We start from the raw sequence: 20130 nt of genomic DNA, 5'->3' as shown, positions 1-20130 counted from the left end.
CCATGGATCCGTCAACGCCCTTCATCCGTAGGCCGGTCGCAACCACGCTGTTGACGTTCGGGCTCGCGGCGGCCGGCATCGTCGCGTTCTTCAAGCTGCCGGTGTCGCCGCTGCCGCAGGTGGACTTCCCGACGATCTCGGTGCAGGCGACGCTGCCCGGCGCCAGCCCGCAAGATGTCGCGACCACGGTCGCCAGTCCCCTCGAGCGCCATCTCGGCCAGATCGCCGATGTCACCGAGATGACGTCGTCGAGCTCGGTCGGCTCGACCCGCATCACGCTGCAGTTCGGGCTGAACCGCGATATCAACGGCGCGGCGCGCGACGTGCAGGCCGCGATCAATGCCGCGCGGGCCGACCTGCCGACCAGCCTGCGCAGCAATCCGACCTATCGCAAGGTCAATCCGGCCGACGCGCCGATCCTGATCCTGACGCTGACGTCGGATACGCTGACGCGCGGCGATCTCTACGACGCCGCCTCCACCGTGCTGGCGCAGAAGCTGTCGCAGGTCGAGGGCATCGGCGAGGTCGTGGTCGGCGGCAGCTCGCTGCCGGCCGTGCGCGTCGATCTGATCCCGCAGGCGCTCTACAAATACGGCATCGGTCTGGAAGACGTCCGCGCGGCGCTGTCGAGCGCCAACGCCCACAGCCCCAAGGGCGGCATCGACGTCGGCGACCAGCGCTACCAGATCTACGCCAACGACCAGGCCAACAAGGCCGATGACTACAAATCGCTGATCGTGGCCTACCGCAATGGCGCGCCGGTTCATCTCTCCGACGTCGGCGAGGTGGCCGATGGCGTCGAGAACCTGCGCAATGCCGGGCTCGCCAACGGCAAGCCGGCGGTTCTGATCATCCTCTACCGGCAGCCGAACGCCAACATCATCAGTACCGTCGACCTCGTGAAGGGGCTGATGCCGCAGCTGCAGGCATCGGTCTCGCCGGCGATCGACATCGGCTTTGCGGTTGACCGTTCGACCACCATCCGCACCTCGCTCCGGGACGTCGAGCGAACCCTCGTTCTGGCGGTGCTGCTGGTCATCATCGTGGTGTTCGCGTTCCTGCGCAATGCGCGCGCCACCTTCATCCCGGTGGTGGCGGTCTCGGTGTCGCTGGTCGCGACCTTCGGGGCGATGTACCTGTTCGGCTACAGCCTGGACAACCTCTCCCTGATGGCGCTGACGGTCGCGACCGGCTTCGTGGTCGACGACGCCATCGTCGTGCTGGAGAACGTCATCCGCTACATCGAGCAGGGGCTGAGCCCGCTCGAGGCCGCGCTGAAGGGCGCCAACGAGGTCGGCTTCACCGTGCTGTCGATGAGCATCTCGCTGATCGCGGTGTTCATCCCGATCCTGCTGATGGCCGGCATCGTCGGGCGGCTGTTCCGCGAGTTCGCGATGGTGATCTCGATCTCGATCCTGATCTCGCTCGCGGTCTCGCTGGCGACCACGCCGATGATGTGCGCCGTGCTGCTCAAGCCGGACGCCGGCGGCCATGGCCGGCTCTATTGGGCGAGCGAGCGCTTCTTCGAGTCGATGCTCAATTTCTACCGCAGGACGCTGACCGCGGCGCTGGCGCATCCGCTGTCGGTGATGCTGATCCTGGCGGCGGTGTTCGGCCTCAACTTCTATCTCTACGACGTGATCCCGAAGGGCTTCTTCCCGCAGCAGGACACCGGCCGGCTGGTCGGCTCGATCCAGGCCGACCAGAGCGTGTCGTTCCAGCTGATGCAGCAGAAGCTCGCGCAGTTCGTCGGCATCATCAAGCGCGATCCGGCGGTGGAGACGGCGGTCGGCTTCACCGGCGGCGGGCAGACCAATTCCGGCTTCGTGTTCGTCTCGCTGCGTCCGCTCGATGAGCGCAAGATCGGCGCCGACGGCGTGATCGCGCGGCTGCGCCGCGAGTTGTCGGTGGTGCCGGGCGCGAGCCTGTTCCTGCAGGCGGTGCAGGACATCCGGGTCGGGGGCAGGGCCTCGAACGCGCAGTATCAGTACACGCTGCAGGGTTCGACGCTGGAGGAGCTCAATGAATGGACGCCGAAGATCGCCGCGGCCCTGCAGCGCGATCCTGATCTCGCCGACGTCAACAGCGACCAGCAGAACAAGGGCCTGGAATCCGATCTCGTGATCGACCGCGACGCCGCGGCCCGGCTCGGCATCACGGTGAGCCAGATCGACAACACCCTCTACGATGCCTTCGGCCAGCGGCAGGTGTCGACGATCTATGTCGCGCGCAACCAGTATCACGTCATCATGGAGGTCGCGCCACGCTACTGGCAGAATCCGGAGACGCTGAAGGACGTCTATATCAGCACGTCCGGCGGATCGGTCGGCGGCTCGCAATCGACCAACGCGGTGGCGGGCACGGTCGTTGCGCCAGGCACCTCGAGCGCGGCCAGTGCGGCCAACGCTCAGGCCGCGCGCAACCAGGCCACCAATTCGATCGGTTCGACCGGGAAGGGCGTGGCCTCGACCGGATCGGCCGTCTCCACCAGCAGCGAGACCATGATCCCGCTGTCGGAGGTTGCGGCGTTCAAGCAGGGCGCGACGCCGCTTGCGGTCAATCACCAGGGCCTGCTGGTCGCCAACACCATCTCGTTCAACCTGCCGCCGAACGTGTCGCTGAGCACGGCGGTCGGCAGCATCGAGGCGACCATGAACCGGATCGGGGTCCCGGCCACGATCCGCGGCACCTTCCAGGGTACCGCCAAGGCGTTCCAGGACTCGCTGAGCAACCAGCCGTTCCTGATCCTTGCCGCGCTGGTCGCGATCTACATCGTGCTGGGCGTGCTCTACGAAAGCTACATCCATCCGCTGACCATCTTGTCCACATTGCCCTCGGCGGGTGTGGGCGCCTTGCTGGCGCTGATGGCATTCAAGACCGAGTTCAGTATCATGGCGCTGATCGGCGTCATCCTGCTGATCGGCATTGTGAAGAAGAACGCCATCATGATGATCGACTTTGCGCTGGAGGCGGAACGCAGGCGCGGGCTGGAGCCGCTCGAGGCGATCCGGGAGGCCTGCCTGCTGCGCTTCCGCCCCATCATGATGACGACGATGGCCGCGCTGCTCGGGGCGGTGCCGCTGGCGATCGGCATGGGCGACGGCGGCGAGCTGCGGCAGCCGCTCGGAATCGCCATCGTCGGTGGCCTGATCCTGAGCCAGGTCCTCACGCTGTACACGACGCCGGTCATCTACCTCTATCTCGACCGGTTCCGCCTGTGGGCCCAGCGCGTGCGCCGCGGCGGCGCGATGCGGATGCCGGGCTCCTCACTTCAACCGGGCGAGTAAATGCCGACAGGTGCAGCGTTGCGAAATCTTCAGTTGGTGCGCAAGCCGATCCGGTTTCTGCGCGTGGCGGCGTTCGGCGGCCTCAGCCTCGGCCTGTCCGGCTGCATCCTCGGGGCGGAGAAGCCCGAGCTCAGCCTCGAAGTGCCGGCGAGCTACAAGACTGCGGCCAAGGGCGATGCCGACGCGGCCGTTCCGGCGCTCGCCTGGTGGCGCGGCTTCCGCTCGCCCGAATTGACCGGGCTGATGGAATCCGCGCAGCTCTACAATCTCGACATCGCGGTGGCGATCGCCCAGATCGTGCAGGCCGATGCCCAGGTCGGCGTGTCCGGCGCCGCGCTGCTGCCGTCCATCTCCGGATCGGCGAATGCCGAGCGTCAGCGTGTGGCAACGGGATCCAGTTCGTCGTTCGGCACCAGCGGCACTTTCTCGCAGTACAGCCTCGGGCTGAGCGCAAGCTACATCGTCGATTTCTGGGGCAAGAACCGCGCGACGCTGTCGGCCTCGGAGGAGAGTGCGACCGTCGCGCGCTACAATCGCGAGGTGGTCGCGCTGACCACGATGGCGACGGTCGCCAATACCTATTTCCAGCTGCTGGCGGCGCAGGACCAGATCAAGGTCACCCGCCGCAACCTCGCGGCGGCCGAGCGCATCCTTGCGCTGATCAAGTCGCAATTCGCCGGCGGCACCGCCTCGCAGCTCGATCTGTCGCAGCAGGAGGCGCTGGTCGCCACGCAGCGCGCGGCGATCCCGCCGCTCGAGGTAACGGTCGGGCAGAACACCGCGGCGCTCGCCGTGCTGGTGGCGCGCGCGCCGGCCGATTTCAAGGTGCGCGGCGGGTCCACCACGCAGATCGCGGTGCCGCGCGTCACGCCGGGACTGCCGTCGGAATTGCTCTACCAGCGGCCTGACGTCCGCGAGGCCGAGGCGCAGCTGGCGTCGTCCAATTTCAGCGTCGACGCGGCGCGCGCGGCATTCTTTCCGCAGATCCAGCTGACCGGCACCACCGGCTTCCAGAGCGCGGCGCTGGCCGCGCTGTTTGCGCCGGGCGCCTGGTACTACACGCTCGCCGCCGGGCTGACCCAGCCGCTGTTCGACGGCTTCCTGCTGGAGAGCCAGCTCAAGCTCGCCAAGGGCCAGCAACTGCAAAACCTGCAGGCCTATCGCAAGGCGGTGCTGTCGGCCTTCGCCGATGTCGAGAAGGCGCTGATCGCGTTGCAGAAGTACACATTGCAGGAGCGCCTGCAGTCCGACGTCGTCGCCGCCTCGCGCAAGGCGTTCGAGGTCGCCGAGACGCAGTTGCGCGGCGGCACGGTCAACCTGATCACGGTGCTGCAGGCCCAGCAGACGCTGTTCACAGCCGAAAACAATCTGGTCACGGTTCGGCTCAACAAGCTGCTGGCGGCGAGCAGCCTGTTCCAGGCGCTCGGCGGCGGCTGGACGCCCGCCGGTACGCTGGCGGCGGCGGTGCCATGAGGTCAGCCATGCAGCGTTTCGCGACACTCCTCGTTGTCCTCGTCATCGCGCTGGGCGTATTGACCGACGCGTCCCGCGCGCAGCAACGGCCGCCCAACAGCGTTCCGCTCGCCTTCGGCATGAGCGCCGCGAAGGCCAGCCAGTCGCTCGGCGTTCCCCTGAATTACGTGCGCGGCACGCCGGGCAATGAATTGTTCGTCGCGCTGCCGAATGTCAGGGGCAGCGTGCTGTCGAGGCGCAGCGACGGGCTCTATCTGCAATTCGGCAAGGGACGCTTGATCGCCTGGAAGGGCGACTGGGGCACCCTTCCGCAATGAGGGTTTCGGCCATGATTGCCATGAGAGGACTGATCGTCTGCACCGCCATCGCGCTGAGCGTAGCCGCGGCGTCGGCCCAGCAGCGGCCGATGCGCTACGGCAGCACCGGCGGCGCGTATTTCGACGGCAGGGACGACGACCGCGATTTTCGCAGCAACGGCTATTTCCCCGGCAATTTCGCCGCCGATCCCTTCAGCGCAGGCTTCGGTGCGGCCGGCCTGTTCGGCTCGACGCCGTGGCATTCTGCGCGGCCCTATCCGTCGCAGGTGGTGTTTGGCGCACGGTGTCAGGATTGCCGTCCGCAGCGCGCACCGCGGCACCGCGGCAGGCACGAGTGAGGCGCTTCGGAGAGGCTTGATGCCTCTAGGCCTTGCGCAAGAGCTCCTCGATGATGCGCGGCTTCATCCAGCCGGCCTTGTCGATGATTTCGTTGCGCAGGGTGTCCTTTTCCATCTCGTATTGTTCATGCGAGGTATCCCGGCCACCGGTCGCGGTGATCCCGAACGTCTCGAGCAGGGCGTTGTGCCTCGCCTTCCACGCGATCACATGCTCGGTCATGACTTGCGTCACGGATGGCAGGAAGCCGGGATGGCCTGCCAGGCCGCATGACGCCGTGGTCTGCGGGTCTCCTGCCAGCATGATCACGTTCCACTCGTCGTAGCCGATCAGCCCCATCTGCGCGTAGAGAAACGCGCCATGCGGTCCATCCCAGATCTTCTGGTCGATGACCAGGAACGGCACCGCGTGGCAATGGCCGTGCCGCGCCGTCATGTCGCGATTGAAGGTCTCGGTACGATCCTGCAATCGCTTGCTGGCCGCGGCGAACACGGCAAGGCGATTGTCGGCCGTCGGCACGATGCCGGCTTCGTCGTCAGGCGCGAAGCCCGCATCGCGCAGCATCGAGCCGATCAGCGGGTGATCCCACTGCTGCTTGTGAAAAGCGGGCGTCGCGCATTCGGCGCCCGGCACTGGACGCGCGGTCTCCTTGAGCTCGCCCAAGGTCGTCTCTTGCTTCTTTCCAAAAACTGGCCTGCGTCCGAACATCGCGTGCCGCTCCTGCCAAGCAGTTGGCACAAGCATCGCGAAGGACGCCCAGAACTTTCTTAACCGGTCAGGCTCGGCGGGCCGCGATCCATCAGCAGCATGACGTAGTCGTTAAAGCGAACCGGACAAATCAATCGAATTTGCCGAAATTTGCGGCATTAGCTGGCGGCGGCGCTTGTCGATTTGTCGAGCGCCGGGCTGACGCGGGCGAACCGCACCACGAAGCGGGTGCCCTTGTGGCCGGGGTCGCGCTCGACGCTGGCATCGAGCTTGGCGGCCATCGCGCTGACGATGCGCTGGCCCATGCCGGTGCCGCGCGGATCGGCCTTGTCGGAAAAACCGACGCCGTCGTCGCTGATCGCGAGTTGCAGATCGTCGCCCTGCGGCTTCAGCTCGACATGGATCGGGCCGGCGCCATCGGGATAGGCGTACTTCACGGCGTTCATCACCAGCTCGTTGACGATGATGCCGATCGCGACCGCGCGGTCGGGATCGATCTCGATCGGGTCGGCCTTCAGGGTCAGCCGCGACATCTTGTTGCCTTCGGCCGATCGCCGGAGATCCTCGAGCAGCGCCTCGAGATACTGGTTGAGCATCACCGTCTTGAAGTCGTGCGAGGTGTAGAGGCGGCGGTGCACCTGTGCGACGGCCGCGACGCGCCCCATCGCGTTGGTGAGCGCGGCCTTCACATCCTGCTGGGTCGCGGAGTTGGCCTGCAGATGCAGCAGCGAGGCGATGATCTGCAGCGAATTGCCGACGCGATGGTTGACCTCGCGGAGCAGAACCTCACGCTCTGCGGCGAGCGCGGCATAGCGGTCGCGCGAAGCGTGCACCTCGGCCTCGGCTTCATCGCGCGCCTTCTGGAGTGCGGCCTGCCGGATCGCGCCGTTCACCGCGACCTGGAGCAGGGGGATGAATTCGCCCCTGACGTCCTTGACCAGATAGTCCGCCGCACCGGCCTTCAGCGCGGTGACGGCGATCGCCGAATCCTGCGACGCCGTGACGAACACCACCGGCGGGGCGTCCGGTATCTTGAGGATCTGCTCCAGCGTCTCCAGCCCGTCGAGGCCGGGCATGTACTGGTCGAGCGCGACGACGTCGATGCCGCCCTGGCCGAGCCGGTCGAGGCCTTCCTGGCCGCTTGCGGCGTGCACGACCTTGTAGCCCGCGCGCGTCAGCCCGCGTTCGACGAGGCGCGCCAGCGCCGCGTCGTCGTCGATGTAGAGCAGTGTCGGCGTTGCGTTGGTCATAAGGCAGCCGGCGGCACCTGAATCACCGAAAAGAACAGGCCAAGCTGGCGAATGGCGTTGGCAAAGCTTTCGTAGTTCACCGGCTTGGTGATGTAGACGTTGCAACCGAGCTCGTAGCAACGCTTGATCTCCTGGGAGTCGTCGGTCGTGGTCAGCACGACCACCGGCGTCGACTTGAGATACTTGTTCTCCTTGACCCGCTTCAGAATATCGATGCCGGTCATGTCGGGCAGATTGAGATCGAGCAGGATCAGCAGGGCCTGGCCCTTGCGCTCGACGGCGCTGCCATCCTTGCCGAACAGGTAGTTGACGGCCTCTGTACCGTTGGTGAACGGGATGATCTCATTGTTGACACCTGAGCGCCGGATATTCCGCTCAATCAGGCGGGCATGGCCCTCGTCGTCCTCGATCATGATGATGGTGACTGGATCACTCATGTCACTTTGTCCCGATTCTTGCCTGACCAATTGATAGGCAGCGTGATCGTGAAGGTGCTGCCGTTGTGAAGTTCCGATGCTACCGACATGGTGCCGCCCAGTCTGCGCACAAGTGCGCGGACATGGGCAAGCCCGATGCCCTGACCGGGCTTGTCCTGGGTTCCGGCGCGACGGAACAAATCGAAGATGCGCTGATGGTCCTTCGGATCGATGCCGCGGCCGTTGTCGGTGACCTCGAAGATCGCGAAGCCGAGCTTGGTGCGGCCCTCGATCGAAATCTCGCCGGGAACGCCGTTCCTGAGGTACTTGAGTGCATTGTCGATCAGATTGGAGAAAATCTGCTCCAGCGCGAGGCGGTCGCTGACGATATTGGGCAACGCGCCGACCTCGACCGTCGCATTGGCCTCGACGGCCTGGTGAGCCACCGTCTTGACGATGCCGTCGATCAGCTCGCGCAGATCGATCCGTTCGGGCTTGAACTCGCGGCGGCCCTCTCGGGTCAGATTGAGGATCGCACTGATCAGGCGGTCCATCTTGGCGATCGACGATTTGATGAAGCCGAGCGATTCGTTGAAATCGTCGGATAGCTGCTTGTCGGAGCCTTCGAGCTCGGGCTCGGCCACATCGGTCGCGTCTTCCGGCATCGCAGGTGCCAGCGACGCGGCGCGATTGAGCGTGGCGATCCGCTTGAAGATGTCGCCGCGCAGTTCCTCGAGCTCGCTGGTGAAGCCCATGATGTTGACCAGTGGCGAGCGCAGATCGTGGCTGACGATATAGGCGAAGCGCTGGATTTCCTCGTTGGCCTCGCGCAGGTCGGAGGTGCGTTCGTCGACGATGGTCTCGAGATTGATGTTGCTGTCGCGCAGCCTCGCCTCGGCCTCGTCGCGCGCCCGCGACGATCGCCGCAGCAGCACCACCGAGAGAGCGGCGAGCGCCAGCACCATGCAGGAGCCGGCGATCGTGACTGAGGAGGCCAGCACCTGGGTCTTGTCGGCCGTCGCGGTGCGTACCGCCAGCAGGCGATCCTCCTCGGTACGGATGTCGCGGCCGATCCGGGCGATTGCCTCCAACGCATCGGTCGACGTGCCCTTGCGCAAGATGTCGATGCTGGTCGCGGTGTCGTTGTTCTTGACGCGCTCGATGCTGAGCGCGAACTCGGCCAGCCGTTGCTCGACCGCGGCTTTGAGCTTCGCGGCATTGGCGACCTGCGCCGGATTGTCCGCGGTCATCATCTGGAGATGGTTGAGCGCGGCCGGGACTCCCGCTGCCGCGGACTGGTACTCGGACAGGTATTGTGGTGCTGATGTCAGCAGATACGCCCGGGTGGCGCTTTCGGCGCGCCTGATGTCGAGCAGCAGATTGGCAATCTGGCTGTCGGTCTCGACGGTGTGAATCACCCAGGCGTTGTCCTCGCGCGCCTTGTTGACTAGCAGGACCGACGCCACGCTGACCGCGACCAGCACGAAAAATCCCGCCGACAGCAGGAGGATCTGTAACGTCGACCGGCGTCGTGAAACGAGCGTCACGACGATCTCGCTATGGGAGTGGGATTCAACGCGTCCCCGTGGAAAGCCAATAACCCTATAATACGTTTGAGGAAGGGCCGGGTTCCACGGAGTTCCGAACTATTTTGCGGCGTCGGACGGCTGACCGGCGAGGTACTGCTCCAGCCAGTGAATGTGGTAGTCGCCCTCGATGATGTCGGGCTCCCGCACCAGCGCACGGAACAGCGGCAGCGTCGTCTCGATCCCGTCGACCACCATCTCGTCCAGCGCCCGGCGCAGCCGCATCAGGCATTCGCCGCGGGTCTTGCCGTGCACGATCAGCTTGCCGACCAGCGAGTCGTAATAGGGCGGGATCACGTAGCCCTGATAGACGGCGGAATCGATCCGCACGCCGAGGCCGCCAGGCGGATGGAATTGCGTGATCCGTCCGGGCGAGGGACGGAAGGTCTGCGGGTTCTCCGCATTGATGCGGCACTCGATGGCGTGGCCGATGATCGCGATGTCGTTCTGCTTGGCCGGAAGGTCGCCGCCGGCGGCGATCCGGATCTGCTCCAGCACCAGATCGATATCGGTGATGCTTTCGGTGACGGGATGCTCGACCTGGATGCGCGTGTTCATTTCGATGAAATAGAACTCGCCGTCCTCGTAGAGGAATTCAATGGTGCCGACGCCGAGATATTTCATGTCCCGCATCGCCTTGGCGCAGGTCTCGCCGATCGTGGCGCGCGCCGCCGCCGCGAGCACGGGCGAGGGGCCTTCCTCCCAGACCTTCTGGTGGCGGCGCTGCAGCGAGCAGTCGCGCTCGCCGAGATGGATGGCGCCGCCGCGGCCGTCGCCGAGAATCTGGATCTCAATGTGGCGCGGCTTCTGCAGGTATTTTTCCAGGTAGACCGAGGCGTCGCCGAATGCCGACTTGGCCTCGTTGGCCGCGGTCGAGAGCGCCAGCGCGAGGTCAGCCTCGGTGTGGGCGACCTTCATGCCGCGGCCGCCGCCGCCGGCCGCCGCCTTCACCAGCACCGGGAAGCCGATCTCCCTGCCGATCGCGAGTGCGTCGGCCTCCGAGGTCACCGCACCGTCCGAGCCGGGCACCACGGGAATGCCGAGGCGCTTGGCGGTCTTCTTGGCTTCGATCTTGTCGCCCATCAGGCGGATGTGCTCGGCCTTCGGTCCGATGAAGCCCAGATTGTGGTCGGCGAGGATCTCGGCGAAGCGCGCGTTCTCGGACAGGAAGCCGTAGCCGGGATGCACGGCGTCGGCGCCGGTGATCTCGCACGCCGCGAGCAGCGCCGGCACGTTGAGATAGGAATCCTTCGACGGCGGCGGGCCGATGCACACGCTCTCGTCGGCGAGCCGCACATGCATGGCGTCGGCGTCGGCGGTGGAATGCACCGCGACGGTCGAGATGCCGAGCTCCTTGCAGGCGCGCAGCACGCGAAGCGCGATCTCGCCGCGATTGGCTATGAGGATCTTGTCGAACATCGCAGCGCCTGGTGTTGACGGAAGCTATTCAATGATGACGAGCGGCTCGCCGAATTCGACCGGCTGGCCGTCCTCGACGAGAATCTGCGTCACGGTGCCCGCGCGCGGCGACGGAATCTGGTTCATCGTCTTCATCGCCTCGATGATCAGAAGCGTCTGGCCGGCGCTGACCTTGGTGCCGACTTCAATGAACGGCTTGGCGCCCGGCTCGGGCGCCCAATAGGCGGTGCCGACCATCGGCGAGGGCACGGCGCCCGGGTGCTTGGCGAGATCGGTCGCAGCCGCAGCCACCGGGACGGCCACCGCGGCCGGTGCGGCAACGCTCGCCACGGTTGGCACCGAGGCCGCGATGCTGATGTTGCGTGCGACACGGACACGCAGGCCGGCACGCTCGATCTCGATCTCGGTCAGATTGGTTTCCGCGAGCAGCAGCGCGAGCTCGCGAATGAGGACGCTGTCGTCGCTCTTGGAGTCGTTCTTGGATTTTGCGGCTGATTTGTCGTCTGGCTGGCGCGCCATGCTCTGTGATCCAAAATCTCTGTCTGGTGACGGGGAACGTCAGGATTGACGATTAAGTCTTTGGCTTGGCGTCGATCTTGGCATCGATCTTGGCGCCGATCCTGGTGGCGAGGCCGATGATGGCAAGCCGGTAGCCGTCGATACCGAAGCCGCAAAGTGACGCGAAGGCGGCTTTAGCAGTGAACGAGTGATGCCGGAAGCTTTCGCGGGCATGGATGTTGCTGACATGAACTTCGACCGCGGGAATCTTGACCGCGACCAGCGCGTCATGCAGCGCGATCGAGGTATGAGAGTAGCCACCGGCGTTGATGATGATGCCGACCGCCTTCTTGGCGTGAGCCTCATGGATGAAATCGATCAGTTCACCCTCGCGGTTGGACTGCCGGCAGTCGGCGGTCAACCCGAACTGGCGCGCGGTGTCCGCACACAGCTTCTCGACATCGGCGAGGGTGGCATGGCCGTAGGTCTCCGGCTCGCGCGTCCCCAGCAGATTGAGGTTCGGGCCGTTCAGCACATAGATCGTTCCGGCAGCAGCCATTCCAAAATTTCCTGCCAGGGGTTCCGGCCAAGGGTTCCGGCCAAGGGTTCCGACGGGGGGCCGACAAGGGGTGGAGTGGGCCGGGTTATAGGTAACAACCGGCCGAAGGGGAAGTCTTTAGGTGAAATCGGAACGTCTTCAACAACTTCCTCCGCCCTGTTAGATGGCGGCCCTAACCTACGGAAAATGCTGATTAACCAAATCTTGCGGAAGCTGCCTCCGGCGGGCGCTCCGGCCGGCGTGATGGGGGGGGTGCGGCCGAAAGCAAGACCCCGCCCCGAAAGGGGGCGGGGTCGAGATGAAGGCGAGGGCCCGTTTTCGAAGGCCCGTCTTGGCGCCCTCGCACCGAGGCCGGTCTAGCCCTCGATGATGTAGACGATCTCATGGGTCTCAGGCTGCACGATCACGTAGCGGCCCTTGACCAGGATGAACTGATAGCCGCGCCACTGCGGGTAGATCGTCACGACCCGCTCCGGCACCGGGTAGAAGTGAATGTCGGCCGGAACGCGGGTGCCGACCGCCACGTTGAAGTTGACGTTGGTGGCTTCGGTCACGTGCTCCGACTTGATCGCGGTCGTGATCTGGGTGCGCTTCTCGGCCGGCGGAGCCGCGGTGGCCGACGTTGCCGCGTTACCGGTCGTGGTCTGCGTGCGGCTCGTGTCGTTGGTCTGCGCGCGGTTGGGGTCGGCCGGGCTCTTGGTCTGAGCGTTCTGGTTGGTCGTGGCACCGGCACCGCTCTTGTCGCGGCTTTCGGCGTTCATCTTGCCGCTCTTGTCACGCTCCTCGGCTTTCATGTTGCCGCTCTTGTCGCGACCCTCGGCCTTCATGTCCTTCGAGCCCTCCTTGGAGCCCTTGGCCGCATCGTTCTCCGAACTCATGCCCTTCGACTTTTGGGTACTGTCCTGCGCACCCTTGGTGGCCGCGCCGGACTTGTCGGACTCTGCACCCTTCGTGCTCGGGGACTCACCGGTGGTGGAATGCTCGGAACCCTTCATGCCGCCCGTATCGCGTTGCATCGTGCCTGACGATGCACCACCGGACGGTGCGCTGTGCTGTGTGGTTGCGCCACCGCCGGCCCCGGACTCCTTGTTAGCGCCGCCCGCGCCCTGCGCATTCGCAAGGCCGGTGCCGGCGAGCAGAGCCGCAGCCGCGACCGAAATCAGAAAGCGGTTAGACATCGTAATTCCTCCTCGTTTTTCAGCATTGCCCGCGCCGACAACGAGAGAGCCTGTGCGATGTTCCTGTTGATTTGCGGTTCCTTGCGGTTTGTTCTTTAGGTGTGAATGCGCGATGAACGCGCGAGATGAATGCGCGGCTGCTTCAACCGCAGGCCCAGTCGAACTCGATGCTCGCATGATCGAGCTGGCCGTTGCCGCCGCCGAAATTGAATCCGCCAAATGCTCTTCGATCTCGAGATGGGTCGCGCTGTATTTCGGCTTCCCGCGACTTCCGTCGTTGGTGACGGCCCTTGGTTGCGGCCCGCGCGAATCGGTTCGGTGACGACAATAAAAAAATCCGGCTGCCTGGCAGCCGGATTTTCGAGATGATGCGCGCTGTCGTGCGGCGATCAGCAGGTCGCCTTGCCGCAGCGGGCGATGCCGATCTTTTCCTTGAGGTTGTCGACGCCGACGGCGCCGATCACGACCTGCTTGCCGATCACGTAGCTCGGCGTGCCGTTCATGCCCATGGATTCGGCGAGGCGGAAATTCTCCTCGATGGTCGCCTTCACCTCGGGGCTCGCCATGTCCTTCTCGAGTTTCGCCATGTCGAGACCGACCTCCTTGGCGACCGCCAGCGCGCGCGCCTTGTCGGCGGCGCCGCGGCCGCCGAGCAGCTTCTGGTGGAAATCGAGATACTTCTTGCCGGTCGGATCCTGCATGCGCACGGCGACCGCGACCTGCGCGGCCTCGACCGAGCCCTGGCTCAGCACCGGGAATTCCTTCAGCACGACCTTCAGCTTCGGATCCGCCTTCATCAGGTCAAGCATGTCGGACATCGCGCGCTTGCAGTAGCCGCAATTGTAATCGAAGAACTCGACGAAGGTGACGTCGCCGTCCTTGTTGCCGAGCATGACGCCGCGCGGCGAATTGAAGATGGTGTCGGCGTTCTTGGCGACGCTCTGTTCATGCTTCTCGGCTTCGGCGGCGGCCTGCCGCTTGCTCAGTTCGTTCATCGCCTCCTCGAGCACCTCCGGATGCGCGATCAGATAGTTGCGCACGATGGTCTCGATGTCGCTGCGCTGGGTGTCGGTGAAGCTCTGCGCGGACGCCGGAAGCGGCGCGGCGCAAACGCCGAGCGCGAGCAGGGCAGGGGCAAGAAAACGAAGCGCTGGCATGACAAAATCCTTGTTCGCGGTGGCCCAAAAAATCGGCGAGGCCGTGAGCCGGTTTCGGTGATCGTTGTATGGAACTACGGTTTATTTCTAGTTGTTTTTCTGACCCGGCATGGGCTTGGCGCTCACAATGTCGTCAGCTTTGACCCAGCCGGGCGTGCCGATCGCGAACCGCGTCTTGGCGCGTGACGCAAGGTCGCGGGCGGTCTTGGTGTCGCCGCGGAGATAGGCGGCCTGCGCCGAGGCGAGGTCGGCCTGGGCATAGTCGCCCTTGCGGCCATAGGCCATCGCGAGCTGGGTATAGCCGAGCGGCGCCTCGGGCTCGCGCGCCACGGCGGCGCGCAGCATGTTGATCGCCTCGTCGGTGTAGGCCTTGTTGTCGGAGGCGACCAGCGCCTGGCCGAGCAGCATCTCGATCAAGGGCGAATTGCTGGAGAGCTGCACCGCGCGGCGCAGCGGCGCGACGGCTTCCGCGGGCCGGCCGCCTTCGAGCAGCGCCTGGCCGCGCAATTCGTAGAAATAGGGATTGTTGGGCTGCACCTGGATCAAGCCGTCGATCTGCGCGATCGCCGATCGCAGATCGCCGTGCAGATAGGTCGTGATCGCGCGTGCATAGCGTGCCGGCAGGCTGGTGTTGGACAGCGGATAGCGGCGGTAGACCGTGTCCTGCCGCTCCATGAAGCCCGAGATCTTGGCGCGCATCATGTCGTGGCGCAGCTGCAGCGCCGGATCGTCCTTCTTGTCCCAATAGGGGCTGGAGCGCGCCAGTTCCTGCAGCGCGGAGACGCGATCGACCGGCATCGGGTGCGACTGCAGATAGGGGTCGGCCCCGCGGGCGGCGAACAGGCTCTCGTCGGTGAATCGCTTGAACGTCTCGTACATGCCCTTGGCGGATTGTCCGGTCGCGTTCAGGAACTTGACGCCGGCGCGGTCGGCGTTCTCTTCCTGCTGGCGCTGATAGGACAACAGCGTGCGCTGAATGACCGCTTGCGGCGCCGAGATCGCCGCGGCGCCTGCGCTGGAGAGACCGTTGCCGCCACCGCGGCCGCCCGCACCCGCGGCAAGCGCGCCGACGCCGAGCAGCATCGCGATGATCATCTGGGTCTGGGCCTGCGCCAGCTGCTCGCGCATCTTGGCGAGATGGCCGCCGGCGAGGTGGCCGGTCTCGTGCGCCAGCACGCCGATGATCTGGTTCGGCGTCTCCGATTGCAGCAGCGCGCCGTAATTGACGAAGATGCGCCGGCCGTCGGCAACGAAGGCGTTGAACGAGCCGTCGTTGATGATCACGATCTGGATGTTCTGCTTCTCGAGACCTGCGGCGCGCAGGATCGGCCTGGTGTATTCGCGCAGCAGCTGCTCGGACTCGGTGTCGCGCAGCACCGGCGGGCCTTTTTGCTGGGCTCGCGCAGGGACGACGGGTCCGACCGCGAGCGCGACCGCAGTCATGAACGCGGTCAGCTTGAAGGTCCTGGTGCGAAGCGCGAGGCGGAACAGCATGGGCGATCTATCGGCAATGACTGGCCGCGCCGGCACAAGTCCGGGGTCCGGGCCCGACCGGATTTGCCGCGTGGCGCAGTCTGTTGTTTTTGCAGTTCTTCGTCACGCGAACCGGGTATTCACTTGGCCTGAAAGGGTTATAAGGAGCCACCGAATGCGGCCAGTCTGGGGCGGCAGCCGGCAACGGGAACCCGAATTCGGCAATGGCCGTGCAATAGCAGAAATCCATGCGTGAAGCGACACCGAGAGACCGTGTAAGCAGCCTGTTGACAGCGTCCGGACGGAGCGATGTTCCGCCGTTCATGGTGATGGACGTGATGGCGGCGGCCGCGCGAATCGAAGCCGCCGGCGGCCATGTCATCCATATGGAGGTAGGGCAGCCTGCCGCAGGCGCGCCGAAGCCGGCGATCGCGGCCGCGCAGGCCGCGCTTGCGGACGGGCGGATCGACTACACCTCGGCGCTCGGCATTGCCTCGCTGCGCGCGCGCATCGCCCGGCACTATCGCGACACGTATGATTGCGCGATTGACGCGGAGCGCATCATCGTCACGACCGGCTCGTCGGGTGGGTTCATTCTGGCGTTCCTTGCGATGTTCGAGCCGGGCGACCGGGTCGCCGTCACCGTGCCGGGCTATCCGCCGTACCGGCATATCCTGACCGCGCTGGGCTGCGAGCCGGTGCTGATCGAAACCTCCGGCGACACCCGCCATGCCCTGACCGGCGAGGCGCTGCTCGCCGCCCATCGCAAGGCGCCGCTGAAGGGCGTGCTGGTCGGCAGCCCCGCCAACCCGACCGGCACCATGATGTCGCGCGAGGCGCTGTCGAGCCTGATGGCGGCCGCCGACGGCGCAGGCATCCGCTTCATCTCCGACGAGATCTATCACGGACTCGACTATGCATTTCCTGCGGTGACGGCCGCCGAACTGTCGCCGAACGCACTCGTGATCAACTCGTTCTCGAAGTACTTCTGCATGACCGGCTGGCGTGTCGGCTGGATGGTTGTTCCCGACGTGCTGGTACGGCCGATCGAGCGGCTGCAGCAGAATCTGTCGATCTCGGTGCCGACCCTGTCGCAGATCGCGGCCGAAGCGGCGTTCGAAGGCCGCGAGGAGATGGAGGCGATCAAGCGCGGCTATCAGGAGAACCGCCGCATCCTGATCGAAGGACTGCCGAAGGCCGGCCTGACCAAATTCCTCCCCGCAGACGGCGCGTTCTACCTGTATGCCGACGTCTCCGATTTCACCGCCGACAGCTTCGCCTTCGCCAGCGAGATGCTCGAGAAGGCGCATGTCGCGGCGACCCCCGGCGTCGATTTCGATCCGATCCACGGCCGGGCCTTCATCCGTTTTTCCTATGCACGCTCGGCCGCGGAGATGCAGGAAGCAGTTGCGCGGATCGCGCATTGGCTTAAATAGCCCGCGAACTCCAAGCGCCTTAAGAGCCTTCAAGAGCCGTCCGGAGTTCGCTTTGCCTTTCGGATCGGTTTCGCAGCGCAGCGTCGTGGTTTCACCGGCGCTGTGGCAGGCGGATCGTCGCGGATAAGCGGCAGGGCCCACACAGTTCCATTTGACTTGAACCGCAAAGTTGATCTTGGCTGTTTCCGCCATTTCTGAGGGGGAGTGACACATGGCAACGGCAACCGTTGTCACGGCTGCGCCGGCAAGCGCCGGCAGCAAGCCGTGGTATAAAGTTCTTTATGTCCAGGTCCTGATCGCGATCGTGCTCGGCGCATTGGTCGGCTGGCTGTGGCCCGGCCTTGCCACCAACGAGTGGATCAAGGCGCTCGGCGACGGCTTTATCAAGCTGATCAAGATGGTGATCGCGCCGATCATCTTCTGCACCGTGGTGTCGGGCATTGCCCATATACAAGATGCCAAGAAGGTCGGCCGCATCGGCGTCAAGGCGCTGGTGTATTTCGAGGTCGTCTCGACCTTCGCGCTGGTGATCGGATTGCTCGTCGGCAATCTGGTCAGGCCCGGCGCCGGCTTCGGCAATGCGGCGGCGAACGCGCAGGCGGTCGCCGGTTATGCCAAGCAGGCGGAGGCGCAGAAGAGCGTCGACTTCGTGCTGCACATCATACCCGACACCGTGGTCGGCGCATTCGCGCAGGGCGAGATCCTGCAGGTGCTGCTGTTCTCGGTGCTGTTCGGCTTCGCGATCATGGGCCTTGGCGAGCGCGGCCACACCATCCGCTCGTTCATCGACGACGCCGCGCATGCGGTGTTCGGCGTCATCTCGATCGTGATGCGGGCGGCGCCGATCGGCGCGTTCGGCGCGATGGCCTTCACCATCGGCAAGTTCGGCACCGGCGCGATCCTGAACCTGATGGGGCTGATCGCGACGTTCTATCTGACCGCCGCGCTGTTCGTGTTCGGAGTGCTCGGCATCATCGCGCGGGTCGCCGGGTTCTCGATCTTCAAGTTCCTGGCCTACATCAAGGATGAGCTCCTGATCGTGCTCGGCACCTCGTCGTCCGAGAGCGCGCTGCCGTCATTGATGGAGAAGCTCGAACGGCTCGGCTGCTCGAAATCCGTGGTCGGCCTCGTGGTGCCCACGGGCTATTCGTTCAACCTCGACGGCACCAACATCTACATGACGCTGGCGACCCTGTTCATCGCGCAGGCGCTGGGCTTCGATCTCACCTTCAGCCAGCAGATCACGATCCTGATCGTGGCGATGCTGACCTCGAAGGGCGCCTCCGGCATCACCGGTGCCGGCTTCATCACGCTGGCAGCGACGCTTGCGGTGGTCGATCCGCGGCTGGTGCCGGGCATGGCGATCGTGCTCGGCATCGACAAGTTCATGAGCGAGTGCCGCGCGCTGACCAATCTGTGCGGCAACGGCGTCGCCTGCGTGATCGTCGCCTGGTGGGAGGGCGAGCTCGATCGCGACAAGCTCAACGCCAATCTCGCCCGGCAGATTGACCCGACTGACATGGAGACCGCGTTGACGACGGACTGAAGCGGGGTGAGTTCTTGCTGAATCGGCTTGGCGCGGTCTCGGTTCACCTCTCCCCGTTGGGGAGAGGTCGGATTGCGGAGCAATCCGGGTGAGGGCCCTTGCTCTCTCGATAGACCGTAACCCCTCACCCGATTTGCTGCGCAAATCGACCTCTCCCAAGGGAGAGGTGAACTTTCGACGCCGTTCCAGCTCGACCTAGTCTCACCAGGCCTTAGTTTTCCTTCAGCGTCAGAAGCGATCCAGCCGATACGGCGAGGTGTCCACGGAGGATGCCTCGCCGTTCATCGTTTCGGCCAGCACCCGCGCAGTCGCGGGGCCGAGCGTGAAGCCCTGATGGCCGTGGCCGAAATTGACCCACAGTCCGCGATGGCGCGGCACCGGCCCGAGCACCGGCAGCATGTCGGTCGTGCAGGGGCGGGTGCCGAACCACGGCTCGGGCTCGACGCGGCTGCCGATCTCGATCAGCTCGCGCGCCGCTGCTTCGGCGTAGCCGAGCTGGATCGGCGTCGCCGGCGCGTCGGGGCTGGTGAGCTCCGCGCCGGTGGTGATGCGGATGCCCTTGGCCATTGGCGCCATGGCGTAGCCGTTCGCGGTGTCGACCAGCGGCAGGTCGAGCGAGCGGCCGCCCTGGTAGTGCATGTGGTAGCCGCGCTTGCGCACCAGCGGGATCCGGTAGCCGAACTTGCGCAGCAATTGCGGTGACCACGGCCCGAGCGTGACCACGACATGGGCGGCATCGATCCGGCCGCTGGCGGTGTCGACCGACCAGCCGGACGTCGTCTCCGTCAGCGTCTGCGCATCGCCGCGCAGCAGCGTGCCGCCGAGACGCTCGAACAGTCCGGCATAGGCCGAAACCAGTCCGCCGGGGTCCGACACGGTCCAGGGCCCAAGCCAGTGAATGGCGCCGGGCAGGTCGTCGCGCAGCAGCGGCTCCGCCTTGGCGAGCTCGCGGCCATCGAGCACGCGAAACGTCACGCCGAAGTCACGCTGGTTCTCTTCGGCGACGGCGATCGCCTGTTCGAGCGCGGCCGGGTCGCGATGCAGCAGGCGATAGCCGGCGCGGCGGATCAGATTGTCGGCGTGGGCATCGCGGATCAGCGTGTCGTGCTCGGCGGTGGCGTAGGCGATCAGGCGCGCCCAGGCGAGGGTGGCTTCGCGATGTCGCTCGGGCGTCGAGTTCCACCAGTAGCGCAGCAGCGGGCCGGCGTGCTGCGGCAGCGACGCCAGGCGATAGCGCACGTCGTTGGTGCGCCCCATCGCGATCCTGGCGAGCGTGGCGGGATCGCGCGGCATCGGGTAGGGCCGCACCGCCTCGCTCTGAATGATGCCGGCATTGCCGTAGCTGGTTTCGCGGCCCGGTTCCTTGCGGTCGACCAGCGTCACCGACCAGCCGCGACGCTGCAGATGCAGCGCCGTGCTGACGCCCACCATGCCGCCGCCAAGAACGATCGCGCTTTGCATTGGGATCCGTCTCCGTCAGGCTCCGTTACG

The 20130-nt window shown here is 65.4% G+C and carries 18 protein-coding genes; 7 read left to right on the top strand and 11 right to left on the bottom strand.

Translation table 11 applies throughout. The features are described from left to right. The first annotated feature begins 2 nt into the window (after nucleotides 1-2). The 4 genes from JEY66_RS25355 to JEY66_RS25340 are packed head-to-tail and all read left to right on the top strand — an operon-like array spanning nucleotide 3 to nucleotide 5415. The gene (locus JEY66_RS25355; protein ID WP_018271406.1) at nucleotides 3-3287 is read left to right on the top strand and encodes an efflux RND transporter permease subunit; all 3285 of its coding nucleotides are present in this window, start codon (nucleotides 3-5) and stop codon (nucleotides 3285-3287) included. Continuing rightward, nucleotides 3288-4760, top strand: coding sequence for an efflux transporter outer membrane subunit (locus JEY66_RS25350; RefSeq protein ID WP_041482649.1), 1473 nt, complete (start codon nucleotides 3288-3290; stop codon nucleotides 4758-4760). Between the two features lie 8 nt (nucleotides 4761-4768). Then, on the top strand, nucleotides 4769-5077 hold the full coding sequence (locus JEY66_RS25345) for a hypothetical protein (RefSeq protein WP_016840055.1): 309 nt from the start codon (nucleotides 4769-4771) through the stop codon (nucleotides 5075-5077). An 11-nt stretch (nucleotides 5078-5088) separates the two neighbouring features. Next, a complete protein-coding gene (locus JEY66_RS25340) occupies nucleotides 5089-5415 on the top strand; it encodes a BA14K family protein (RefSeq protein WP_174771018.1) in 327 nt (108 codons plus the stop codon). Between the two features lie 25 nt (nucleotides 5416-5440). Here JEY66_RS25340 and JEY66_RS25335 read toward each other — a convergent pair whose 3' ends face one another. The 8 genes from JEY66_RS25335 to JEY66_RS25300 form a co-directional block, all read right to left on the bottom strand. Next, complete coding sequence (locus tag JEY66_RS25335) at nucleotides 5441-6076, bottom strand: hypothetical protein (protein ID WP_018271409.1); 636 nt, start codon at nucleotides 6074-6076, stop codon at nucleotides 5441-5443. 203 nt (nucleotides 6077-6279) lie between these two features. Beyond that, a complete protein-coding gene (locus JEY66_RS25330; protein WP_018271410.1) occupies nucleotides 6280-7371 on the bottom strand; it encodes a sensor histidine kinase in 1092 nt (363 codons plus the stop codon). Then, nucleotides 7368-7808, bottom strand: coding sequence for a response regulator (locus JEY66_RS25325; RefSeq protein WP_016840088.1), 441 nt, complete (start codon nucleotides 7806-7808; stop codon nucleotides 7368-7370). The genes JEY66_RS25330 and JEY66_RS25325 overlap by 4 nt, the downstream gene beginning before the upstream one ends. Further along, nucleotides 7805-9334 (bottom strand): sensor histidine kinase, encoded by a 1530-nt coding sequence (locus tag JEY66_RS25320; RefSeq protein WP_026192712.1) that lies wholly within the window; start codon nucleotides 9332-9334, stop codon nucleotides 7805-7807. Before JEY66_RS25320 ends, JEY66_RS25325 begins: the two co-directional genes overlap by 4 nt. Nucleotides 9335-9433: 99 nt before the next feature. Continuing rightward, nucleotides 9434-10792, bottom strand: coding sequence for an acetyl-CoA carboxylase biotin carboxylase subunit (gene accC, locus JEY66_RS25315; protein ID WP_018271412.1), 1359 nt, complete (start codon nucleotides 10790-10792; stop codon nucleotides 9434-9436). 24 nt (nucleotides 10793-10816) lie between these two features. Beyond that, nucleotides 10817-11311 (bottom strand): acetyl-CoA carboxylase biotin carboxyl carrier protein, encoded by a 495-nt coding sequence (gene accB / locus JEY66_RS25310; protein WP_018271413.1) that lies wholly within the window; start codon nucleotides 11309-11311, stop codon nucleotides 10817-10819. 52 nt (nucleotides 11312-11363) lie between these two features. Continuing rightward, nucleotides 11364-11849, bottom strand: coding sequence for a type II 3-dehydroquinate dehydratase (gene aroQ / locus JEY66_RS25305; protein ID WP_016840093.1), 486 nt, complete (start codon nucleotides 11847-11849; stop codon nucleotides 11364-11366). A gap of 356 nt (nucleotides 11850-12205) precedes the next feature. Further along, complete coding sequence (locus tag JEY66_RS25300; RefSeq protein ID WP_018271414.1) at nucleotides 12206-13027, bottom strand: DUF1236 domain-containing protein; 822 nt, start codon at nucleotides 13025-13027, stop codon at nucleotides 12206-12208. A 175-nt stretch (nucleotides 13028-13202) separates the two neighbouring features. Between JEY66_RS25300 and JEY66_RS25295 the strand changes: the two genes are divergently transcribed. Beyond that, nucleotides 13203-13349: a hypothetical protein gene (locus tag JEY66_RS25295; protein ID WP_016840096.1), complete on the top strand. Its 147-nt coding sequence runs from the start codon at nucleotides 13203-13205 to the stop codon at nucleotides 13347-13349. 67 nt (nucleotides 13350-13416) lie between these two features. On the opposite strand, the gene JEY66_RS25290 is transcribed toward JEY66_RS25295, so the two are convergent. Beyond that, nucleotides 13417-14184, bottom strand: a complete 768-nt coding sequence (locus JEY66_RS25290) for a DsbA family protein (RefSeq protein WP_018271415.1) — start codon at nucleotides 14182-14184, stop codon at nucleotides 13417-13419. An 87-nt stretch (nucleotides 14185-14271) separates the two neighbouring features. Then, a complete protein-coding gene (locus tag JEY66_RS25285) occupies nucleotides 14272-15678 on the bottom strand; it encodes a M48 family metalloprotease (RefSeq protein ID WP_018271416.1) in 1407 nt (468 codons plus the stop codon). A 227-nt stretch (nucleotides 15679-15905) separates the two neighbouring features. Here JEY66_RS25285 and JEY66_RS25280 point away from each other — a divergent pair, with 227 nt between their 5' ends. Both JEY66_RS25280 and JEY66_RS25275 read left to right on the top strand, forming a co-directional pair. Beyond that, on the top strand, nucleotides 15906-17093 hold the full coding sequence (locus JEY66_RS25280; protein ID WP_026192713.1) for a pyridoxal phosphate-dependent aminotransferase: 1188 nt from the start codon (nucleotides 15906-15908) through the stop codon (nucleotides 17091-17093). A gap of 211 nt (nucleotides 17094-17304) precedes the next feature. Continuing rightward, on the top strand, nucleotides 17305-18639 hold the full coding sequence (locus JEY66_RS25275) for a dicarboxylate/amino acid:cation symporter (protein WP_016842141.1): 1335 nt from the start codon (nucleotides 17305-17307) through the stop codon (nucleotides 18637-18639). Between the two features lie 228 nt (nucleotides 18640-18867). Here JEY66_RS25275 and JEY66_RS25270 read toward each other — a convergent pair whose 3' ends face one another. Continuing rightward, entirely contained in the window at nucleotides 18868-20100 is a 1233-nt protein-coding gene (locus JEY66_RS25270; RefSeq protein WP_018271418.1) for an NAD(P)/FAD-dependent oxidoreductase, read from the bottom strand. Nucleotides 20101-20130 lie beyond the last annotated feature (30 nt).

Source organism: Bradyrhizobium elkanii USDA 76, assembly GCF_023278185.1.
Classification (GTDB): Bacteria; Pseudomonadota; Alphaproteobacteria; order Rhizobiales; family Xanthobacteraceae; genus Bradyrhizobium; species Bradyrhizobium elkanii.
Note: the sequence above shows the minus strand (reverse complement) of the source record. Positions and strands in the feature narration are given on the sequence as shown.